Origin of the sequence: uncultured Sphingomonas sp., assembly GCF_937859915.1 — a bacterium.
Lineage (GTDB): Bacteria > Pseudomonadota > Alphaproteobacteria > Sphingomonadales > Sphingomonadaceae > Solisphingomonas.
In genome coordinates, this window is record NZ_CALMAW010000021.1 from 1 (window position 1) to 8,838 (window position 8,838).

General features: G+C 70.2%; 9 protein-coding genes. All 9 read right to left on the minus strand.

Annotated features, from left to right (window positions below; translation table 11 throughout):
• Window positions 1-2 precede the first annotated feature (2 nt).
• The 9 genes from Q0326_RS03205 to Q0326_RS03245 all read right to left on the minus strand — a co-directional run bounded on the left by Q0326_RS03205 (window position 3) and on the right by Q0326_RS03245 (window position 8,702).
• Window positions 3-539: a head-tail connector protein gene (locus Q0326_RS03205; RefSeq protein ID WP_298687036.1), complete on the minus strand. Its 537-nt coding sequence runs from the start codon at window positions 537-539 to the stop codon at window positions 3-5.
• Between the two features lie 183 nt (window positions 540-722).
• Complete coding sequence (locus Q0326_RS03210) at window positions 723-1,889, minus strand: phage major capsid protein (RefSeq protein ID WP_298687040.1); 1,167 nt, start codon at window positions 1,887-1,889, stop codon at window positions 723-725.
• Window positions 1,889-2,305 carry an HK97 family phage prohead protease gene (locus Q0326_RS03215; RefSeq protein WP_298687042.1) on the minus strand — a complete coding sequence of 139 codons (417 nt, stop codon included), beginning with the start codon at window positions 2,303-2,305 and terminating at the stop codon, window positions 1,889-1,891. The genes Q0326_RS03210 and Q0326_RS03215 overlap by 1 nt, the downstream gene beginning before the upstream one ends.
• Before the next feature lie 100 nt (window positions 2,306-2,405).
• Entirely contained in the window at window positions 2,406-2,726 is a 321-nt protein-coding gene (locus Q0326_RS03220; protein WP_298687044.1) for a DUF6127 family protein, read from the minus strand.
• A 120-nt stretch (window positions 2,727-2,846) separates the two neighbouring features.
• Complete coding sequence (locus Q0326_RS03225; protein WP_298687046.1) at window positions 2,847-4,001, minus strand: phage portal protein; 1,155 nt, start codon at window positions 3,999-4,001, stop codon at window positions 2,847-2,849.
• A gap of 108 nt (window positions 4,002-4,109) precedes the next feature.
• Window positions 4,110-5,423, minus strand: coding sequence for a terminase family protein (locus tag Q0326_RS03230; RefSeq protein WP_298687048.1), 1,314 nt, complete (start codon window positions 5,421-5,423; stop codon window positions 4,110-4,112).
• Window positions 5,416-5,889, minus strand: a complete 474-nt coding sequence (locus tag Q0326_RS03235; protein ID WP_298687051.1) for a hypothetical protein — start codon at window positions 5,887-5,889, stop codon at window positions 5,416-5,418. Before Q0326_RS03235 ends, Q0326_RS03230 begins: the two co-directional genes overlap by 8 nt.
• A gap of 292 nt (window positions 5,890-6,181) precedes the next feature.
• Complete coding sequence (locus Q0326_RS03240) at window positions 6,182-8,056, minus strand: ABC-F family ATP-binding cassette domain-containing protein (RefSeq protein ID WP_298687053.1); 1,875 nt, start codon at window positions 8,054-8,056, stop codon at window positions 6,182-6,184.
• A gap of 418 nt (window positions 8,057-8,474) precedes the next feature.
• Window positions 8,475-8,702 carry a hypothetical protein gene (locus Q0326_RS03245; protein ID WP_298687056.1) on the minus strand — a complete coding sequence of 76 codons (228 nt, stop codon included), beginning with the start codon at window positions 8,700-8,702 and terminating at the stop codon, window positions 8,475-8,477.
• Window positions 8,703-8,838 lie beyond the last annotated feature (136 nt).

An 8,838-nucleotide genomic window follows, 5' to 3' on the forward strand; every position in this document is an offset into this window, starting at 1 on the left:
GCTCATGCCAGCCGCATCCGCCGCCAGGGCCGCCACAGCGCCGCGACGGCGGCGGGCGGCCCTGCATCGTCGGACGCGTCGCGGTGCGCGAAGATATGCGCGACCAGCCGCACGATCCCCTGGCGGAGCGGCGCGGGCAGCGACGGCCAGTCGGCGGCGAGCCCGGCCTGATAGCCGACCAGCAGCCGCGCGGTCGCGACCGGGCGCGTCAACCGCACCCAGCCGTCGCCGTGCGAGTCGATGGTGGTGGCATAGGCGTCGGGGGGCAGCGTCGCGACGATGCCGGCCGGATCGAGCGTCGACACGGCACCGATCGCGCCGACCGGGGTCGCGGGGAGCCGCTGCCATTCGGGGCGGGCCGCGCCGACCGTGTCGCTGCGATCGACCAGCCACAGCGCGAGGCCGGTGAAGCCCTCGCACAACGCGGCCGCGGCATCGATCAGCGTGCCGAGCAGCGCATCCTCGTCGGCGGTGTCGAGCCGCAGATAGGCCTTGGCATCAGCGAGCGCGGCGGCGGCGATAGCGGGCGCGACGCTCATCGCGCGGCGCCGATCTGGGATAGGAAGCGACGCATGGGCGGGCTCCTGCTGAGACGGAGAAAGCCCTCTCCCACAGGGAGAGGGTTGGGTGAGGGGGTCCGACCTCGACGGTGGGACGCGACGCTGCCGCGTCGCTCCCCCTCACCCCAGCCCTCTCCCCGCTGGGGAGAGGGAGCAGACAGGTCAGGCCGCCGAGAATCTCATCAGCTTGATCGCCTCCGAGTTAGAGACGGTGCCGCCGATCCGCCGCGTCGCGTAGAAATGGACATAGGGCTTGGCGGTGAAGGGATCGCGCAGGATCGCGGTCTCGCCGCGCTCGGCGATCAGATAGCCCGCCTTGAAATTGCCGAACGCGATCGGCGTCGTGCCCGATCCGATGTCGGGCATGTCCTCGGCCTCGACCACCGGATAGCCGAGCAGCGTATCGGGCTGACCCGCCGCCAGCCCCGGCGCCCAGATGAACGCGCCCTCGGTCGTCTTCATCTTGCGGATGATCGCGAGCGTGAAGCTGTTCATCACGAACACCGCGCCCTGGCGATAGGGCGCGCGCAGCGACTGGACGAGGTCGATCAGCCTGTCCTGGGGCTCGGACGCGGGAAAGTCGCCGTCGACGCCGGTCGCGAGATATTGCAGCGTGCCGAACGGGCGCACGCCGTCATCCTGCGCGGTCTTGGGGGCGGTGAGAAAGCCCTTGGGCTTGTTAACGCCGTCGCCACCCACGAAGGCGGCGCCCTCGGCGCGCGCGAACTCGGTCGCGATCTCGGTCGCGAGCCACGCCTCGACGTCGAAGGCGGCGTCGTCGAGCATCGCCTGGGTCGCCGCCGGGTTGGCGTAGAGGTCGCCCATCGGCGGCACGATCTCGGCGAAATTGGGCGTCGGCGTGTCGCCTCTCGCGGCGTTCTCGGCGGCCCAGCCCGAGCTCACCCCGCCCACCGTCACCAGCTTGCGATAGCCCGACGAGCCGACTTGCACCACGTTGGCGATGGCGCGGATCGGCGAGACGGCGGTCAGCGTCGAGTCGATCTGCGCGTCGATCTCCTGCGGCACCGCATAGCCGCCGGTGGCGTCGGCGGTGCCGTCGATCGCCTTTATCTGGACGCCCTCGACGCCGCCGGTCACGCCGTGGCGGAGATAGCGCTCGACGAACGGGCGCTTGGCATCGCTCGCGGCCTTGGCGCCGTCGAGCGGCGCGCGCGCCGCGGCGACGGTCGCGCCGTCGAGCTTGGCCTTGAGATCGGCCATGCCCGCCTTGAGCGCGGCGATGTCCTGGGCGCCGGCGAAGCTGGTCTCGAGCGGATCGGTGTCCTGCTTGGTCTCGTACATCGGGATCTCCTCCTGGATATCGGTCATCAATCAGTCTCCTCGTGGACGGCGTGCACGCGCGCGCCAGGCTGCATCGGAAAGGTCACCAGCGAGACCTCGACCAGATCGAGATCGGTGAGTTCGCGGCCGCCCGGCCGGTGCTGCTTGGCCCGCACGCGGTAGCCAAAGCTCAGGCCGCCTATGGCGCCGTCGCGGAGCAGCGCTGCGGCATCGGCCGCGGGCTTGGCGTGCGGGGTAAGCCGGCCGATCACGCGCAGGCCGCGGGCATCCTCGGCGATCTGCTCGATCCGCCCGATCGGCGCGCTCTGCTGATGCTGCCAGAGTAAGGGCAGACCCTTAGCGCCGTCGGCGACGGCGCGCGAAAACTCGCCGCGACGGATCACGTCGCCACCGCGGTCGACGGTGTCGAACAGCGCCGCGTAGCCGGCGAAGCGGAGCGTCATGATCCACCTCGGTTGGTGCCGAGCGAAGTCGTGGCACCCGGCGCCCCGCCTGCCACACGTCCCTCGACTGCGCTCGGGACGAACGGGGTGGCGGGCGCGCTCATCCTCGCACCAGCGCGACCAGCCCGAGCCGCACCGCGAGCCCCAGCATCAGCGCGGCGAGCGTCACCCGCACCACCCAGCCGACGACGACGTCGCGCGCGGTGCGCTTGGCGTCGCGCCAGGCCGAGAGCAGCTCGCGCAGCTCGCCGAGGTCGCCGCGGGCGGTGGCGTCCGCCAGACCGAGGCGCTCGAGCGCGCGCGCCGCGCCCAATTCGCTCGCCTCCTCCGCAATCGCACGGATCGTCAGCAGGTCCGCGCCCTCCTGGCGCCCCTGTTCGACGAGCCGCGCGAGCAGCGCGCTTTCGGTGTCGGTGGTCATTGGCCATGTTCCTTGCGTTCCCCGGCGAAAGCCGGGGCCCAGGCCTGGAGCCCGTGGTGTGCGCAGTGTTCGATAGATGCGTGAGGCCTGGACCCCGGCTTACGCCGGGGAACTGCAGCGTCACGCCGCCTTCGGCGCGAACCCCAGCATCGCGCGCTTCTCGTCGTCGCTCAGGAAGTCCGCTGCCGACACCTGCGACCACAAGGCGGTGCGGTCCGCCGCCAGCGCGGGGATCGCATCGAGATCGATCGCGAGCGTCAGGTCCGGCCACCACGCCGCCAGCGCGGTGCCGAGCGCCGCGACGATCTTGCCGGCGAGCGGCAGGATGGTCAGCCGCCACAGCGCCCGATTGGCCTCGGAATAATTGGCATAGGTGTTATCGCCCGGCAGCCCGAGCAGCATCGGCGGCACCCCGAAGGCGAGCGCGATCTCGCGCGCCGCCGCGGCCTTGAGATTGATGAAGTCCATGTCCGCCGGCGTCAGGCTGAGCGCCTGCCATTTGAGCCCGCCCTCGAGCAGCATCGGCCGCCCCGCATTGCCGCTGCCCGCAAACCCCGCCTCCATCTCGGTCTTGAGCCGGGCGAACTGATCGGGCGACAGCGTCGCGCCGGGTTCGCCGGGATCGTAGACCAGCGCGCCGCTCGGCCTGGCGGCATTGTCGAGCAGCGCCTTGTTCCAGCGCGTCGCGGCGTTGTGGATCGCGACCGGGCCCGATGCCGCGCCCAGGCAGCCGAGCCCATATTGGTCGTCGAGCGGATGCATCGTGCGGATGTGGACGAGCCCCGGCCTGCCGTCGGGTGCCGCCACCGGAATGCGAAGCGCCTGGCCGGCGGCGCGATAGACATAGGCGGCCGGCCAGCCCGTCGCATCGGGATCGATCGTCACGCGCTCGGGGCGCAGCGCGAACAGCATCGCGGGCATGCCGTCGGCATCGGGCAGGATCTGGACGAAGGCGTTGCCATGGAGCAGCAGCTGCGCCGCCACCGTCTCGATCAGCGGCTGGCCCATGCCGGCGAGCAGCTTCGCGACCGATACATCATCCGGCGCAGCTCCGCCGGCGGTGACGTCGATGGTGACACCGCCGGCGCCCTCGGCGACGATCCGCACCGCGCGCTGCGCGACCGCATTGCCGAGATAGGCGGCGCGGACCTGCGCCTCATAGCCGCTCGGCCAGTCGCCACCGGTCGGCGCACCGATCCCGCCGATCACGCCGAAGGTGCGCGTCAACACCGGCCGCACGCCGGAGCGCGCCGCCTTCCACCCGAAAAGCCGCATGGGAATCTCCACCCGAAGAAGAAAATAGGATCCGCTCGTGCCGAGCGCCGCATCGCGCGATGCGCCTGCGTCAGGTCCCGCGACTGCGCTCGGGACGAACGGAGGAGATCAGAGCGTCCGCAATCCCGGCCGGCCGCTACCCTTGAGCAGCAGCGCATGCACCGCCCAGACCAAAGCGTCGGCGCGATCCGGCGAGCGCCCCGGCCCGACATAGCGCCCGTCGAGCAGCAGCCCGGCAAGCTCGTCCTCGAGCGCGGGGAAGGCGCCGACATGCGCGACCCGTCCGGTCTCGTAGAGCACCGCCACCGGCTCGGCGCGCGCCGCCTTGCCCCGCGCGGCATGGACCAGCCTGACCGGCAGCGTCGCGGAGGCCGCGCGCAGCACGCTTTCGACCATCGCGCCGCCATTGTTCGCCTCGGCGATCACCCGGTCGGCATCGTGACGCTCGGCCGCGGCCGCCACCGCACGCGCCCAGCCTTCGGGGCCGAGCCCCTGCACGCTGGCATCCTCGAGCACATAGCCGATGCCGTCGCCGCCCAATGCCACCACCACGATCCCGCACGCATCCGACGCGGCCCCCGCCCCCGCCGGCGGATCGACCCCGATCACGACGCGCGCCGCCTCGGGCGCTTGCCGTACCCGGCAGCGCTCGATCAGGTCGCGGCTCCACAACGCGCCCTCGGCCTCCGCGATCAGCTCGCCGGCCAGCTCCTGCCGCCCGAGCCGCGTGCCGGCATAGGTCGCTTCCATCGCCGCGAGGAAATCGGCGGCAAGATGCTTGCGATTGTCCTCGGTCCGCCCGCCCGTCACCGCGACATCGTCCCGCGCCGCGAGCATCCGCACCAAGGGCACCGGGCGCGGCGTCGTGGTCGCGACGATCCGCGGTCGCGCGCCGAGCCGGAGCCCCATGGCGAGATTGTCCCAGGTTGCGATCCCATACGGCCATTTGGCGATCTCGTCGCACCAGGCGTGGCTGTGCTGCGGGCCGCGCAACCCCTCGGGCTCGCTCGCCGCGAACAGCCGCGCGACCGCCCCGCCCGGCCAGCGCAACCGCCGCTGCGAGGGCTCCCACAGCGGGCGGCGGCCGTCGGGCGCGATCGCGAGCAGCCCGCTGTCGCCCTCGACCATCACCGCACGCCCCTCCGCCATCGTGGCGCCGACCAGCGCGATCCGCGCGCCGCCGTCGGCTTCGGCGATGCCGCGCACCCATTCGGCGCCGCTCCGCGTCTTGCCGAAGCCGCGCCCGGCCATCAGCAGCCACACGCGCCAGTCGCCCGGCGGCGGCCGCTGCGTGTCGCGCGCCCAATAGCCCCAGTCGGCCAGCACCGCGTGGATGTCCTCGTCGTCGGTGTGCCGGATGAGCTGCGCGCGGCGGGCCGCGTCGAGGCCCGCCATGTCCTCGGCGGTGAGCCGCTCAGCCATCGCCGCCCATCCGCTTGTTCATCTCGGATAGCTTGCGCGCCAGCCGTTCGCGTGCGCTGTCGGCATTCGCCTCGCCCGGGCCAAGCACCGCGGCGCGATGTGCGGTGTAGAGCAATGTCTCCAGCCGCTCCGAATAGACGATCTTGTCCTCGACCCGCCCGTCCTTGTGCGTGATCGTGACCGGCGTGCCGTTGATCGCGCGATCGAGCATCGCGAGCTCGAGCCGGCCATAGCCCTCGCGCAGCGCACGATCCCACGCCCGCGCGAACTCGGGCGATTTGCGGCGCTGGCGATAGGCGGTGCCCGGGGTCAGCAGCGCGGCGCGTTCGGAGGCCGCGACGTTGCTGCTCAGCGACAGATGATCGAGGAAGGCGATCTCGCGTTCGTTGCTCCAGCGCGACGACGGTGCGACCGTTTTTGTCTTGGGCGTCGGCTTGGCCTTGCTGGTCTTGGTGACGGTCGCCATTCCACCCCCGGCGTGCAGACACGACAAGGGCCGGACACGGTGTCACCACCGCCCGGCCCTCGACGCAATTTCTCAGCGTGTTCTTCCTATGCCAGATCAGCGGTTCGCTATCAAGCAGAAAAGTGCGTATTTGGTTATCGTCATCCTCCCCATCTTTTGATGGGGAGGGGGACCGTTCGCGAAGCGAATGGTGGAGGGGCAAAGCTGCAGGCGCCGCGCGGGCCGCAGACACCCCTCCACCCCTCGCTGCGCGAGCGGTCCCCCTCCCCCCGCTTCGCGCGGGGCGGATGAATCAGGCCGCCGCCTCGAGCGCCTCGGTCGCCTCGATCCACTCCGCCTCGACCGCCGCCTGCAGCCGCTCGACGTCGCCGCGGCGCTTCATCAACTGGCCCATCGTCATCAGCTTGAGCGCGGGCGTCGGCGGGGTGCCGGCGAGCGCGGCGTCGATGTCGGCGATCGACTTGGCGAGACGCGCCATCTCGGTCTCGGCGTCCTTGATGCGGGTGCGGATGCCCTGCGTCGCCTCGCGGCGATCGGCGGCCGCCTTGCGATCCTCCTTGCGACCACCGCTGCCGCCCGCCGCGACCGGCTTGGCCTCGCCGCCGCCACCCGAGACGATGAACTTGGCATAATCGTCGATCGTGCCGTCATATTCCTGCGCGGTGCCGTTATCGACCAGCACCAGCCGGTCGGCGACCAGCTCGAGCATGTGCCGGTCATGGCTGACCACCACCACCGCACCGCGATATTCGGCGAGCGCCTGGACCAGCGCCTCGCGCGTGTCGACGTCGAGATGGTTGGTGGGCTCGTCGAGGATCAGCAGGTGCGGCGCCGAATGCGTGACCAGCGCGAGCGCAAGCCGCGCCCGTTCGCCGCCCGACAGCTTGCCGACCTTGGTCAGCGCCTTGTCGCCCGAGAAACCGAACCGGCCAAGCTGCGACCGCACCGCGGCCGGCGCCGCGCCCTTCATCAACCGGCCCATATGGTCGACGGGCGTGTCGGTGGGGTCGAGCTCCTCGACCTGATATTGGGTGAAATAGCCGACGGTCAGCTTGGGTGCGCTCGTCATCATGCCGTCCATCGCGGCGAGGTCGCCGGCGAGCAGCTTGGCGAGCGTGGTCTTGCCATTGCCGTTGCGGCCGAGCAGCGCGACCCGGTCGTCGGGATCGAGCCGCAGCATCAGCCGCGACAGGATCGGCTTGCCTGCCTCATAGCCGACCGACGCCTTGTCGAGCGTCAGCAGCGGGGGCTTCAGATTCTCCGGATTGGGGAAGGAGAAGGTCAGCGAAGGATCGTCCGCCATTGCCGCGATCGGCTGCATCTTGGCCAAAGCCTTCACGCGGCTCTGCGCCTGCTTGGCCTTGGACGCCTTGGCCTTCCAGCGGTCGACGAACGCCTGCAGCTTCTCGCGCTGCGCGGCCTGCTTGACCACGGCGGAGGCGAGCTGCGCGGCGCGCTCGGCACGCTGCCGCTCGAACGCGTCATAGCCGCCGACATAGAGCAGCGTGCCGCCCTTATCGAGATGGAGGATGTGATCCGCGACATTGTTGAGCAGGTCGCGCTCGTGGCTGATCAGCAGGATGGTGCCGCGATAGGCGCGCAGGAATCCCTCCAGCCACATCACCGCCTCGAGATCGAGATGGTTCGACGGCTCGTCGAGCAGCAGCAGGTCGGGGTTGGTGAACAGGAGGCTCGCCAACGCGACGCGCATCCGCCAGCCGCCCGAAAAGCTCTCCATCGGGCGTGCCTGCGCGGCGTCGTCGAAGCCGAGGCCTTTGAGGATCGCCCCCGCGCGCGCCGGGGCGGTATAGGCGTCGATCTGGTCGAGCCGCTCGTAGATCGTGCCGAGCCGGTCGGGATCGAGCGCGGTCTCGGCCTCGGCGAGCAGGCTGGCGCGCTCGGTATCGGCCTCGAGCACGGTCTCGAACGCCGAGGTCGGCCCGCCCGGCGCGTCCTGGCGGAGATAGCCGAACTTGGTGCCGCGCGGCATGTCGACCGAACCGCTGTCGGCATCGAGCATGCCGGCGAGCACCTTCATCAGCGTCGACTTGCCGGCACCATTGCGCCCGATGAAACCGACGCGGGCGCGCGGCGGGATCGACGCGGAGGCGCCCTCGATGATGGCCCGGCCGCCCAGCCGCACGGTGATGTCGCGATACGAAAGCATGCCGCGCGCCTAGCAGGGTATGTGCGATGCACAAAGGGGCGTCGGCGTCGGAGCTCGACTAGCATCGAGCATGTCGACCACGCATTCCGCGCGCCATGACCCTCTCCCGCCGTCGCGGGAGAGGGAGGGCCCCGCCGCGAAGCGGTGGAGGGTGAGGGTCTTCTTCTTGGATGCGGGACGCGGACTTCAAAGAAGAAGACCTCACCCGATCCTCTCCCGCGAAGGCGGGGGCAACGCCGCGCCTTGCTGAACCGGCGGCCCGTCAAAACCATCGTCATCCCGGACCTGATCCGGGATCCATAGACGCGGCGCTCGCTATTCAGGCGCTGCGCCTATGGATTCCCGCCTTCGCGGGAATGACGGCAAGTGGTGGAAAGCCGCCGTTTCGCTTCCAGACGCGAGGCTACCAAAGCGGCCGTCAAATCCGTGAGTGTTCACCGCGCTGTAGGGCTTGCACTCGCCGGAAGCAGTAGAAGCAGACGGGCAACGGCGACAGCGCCAAAAGGCCGAACACCACCAGCCCGGCGATTGGCGCACCCGTCAAATCGATGCCGCCAAATGCGAAAGCGAAACATACCATCCAGCTGATGAAGAACGTGTAGCCAGTCGCTGCAAGCACGAGGATTGATATGAGCAGCTTCGTCATGCGGTTATCCTACCGAACGACTAAGCGACTGCAATCACGCTTTGCGTCGCTTGATTCAAACGGCAGATTGTGGGCGAAAGCGGCGAGACCTATTTACCGTCGTAGCTGATCATGCCCAATCCAACGTAGCACACGC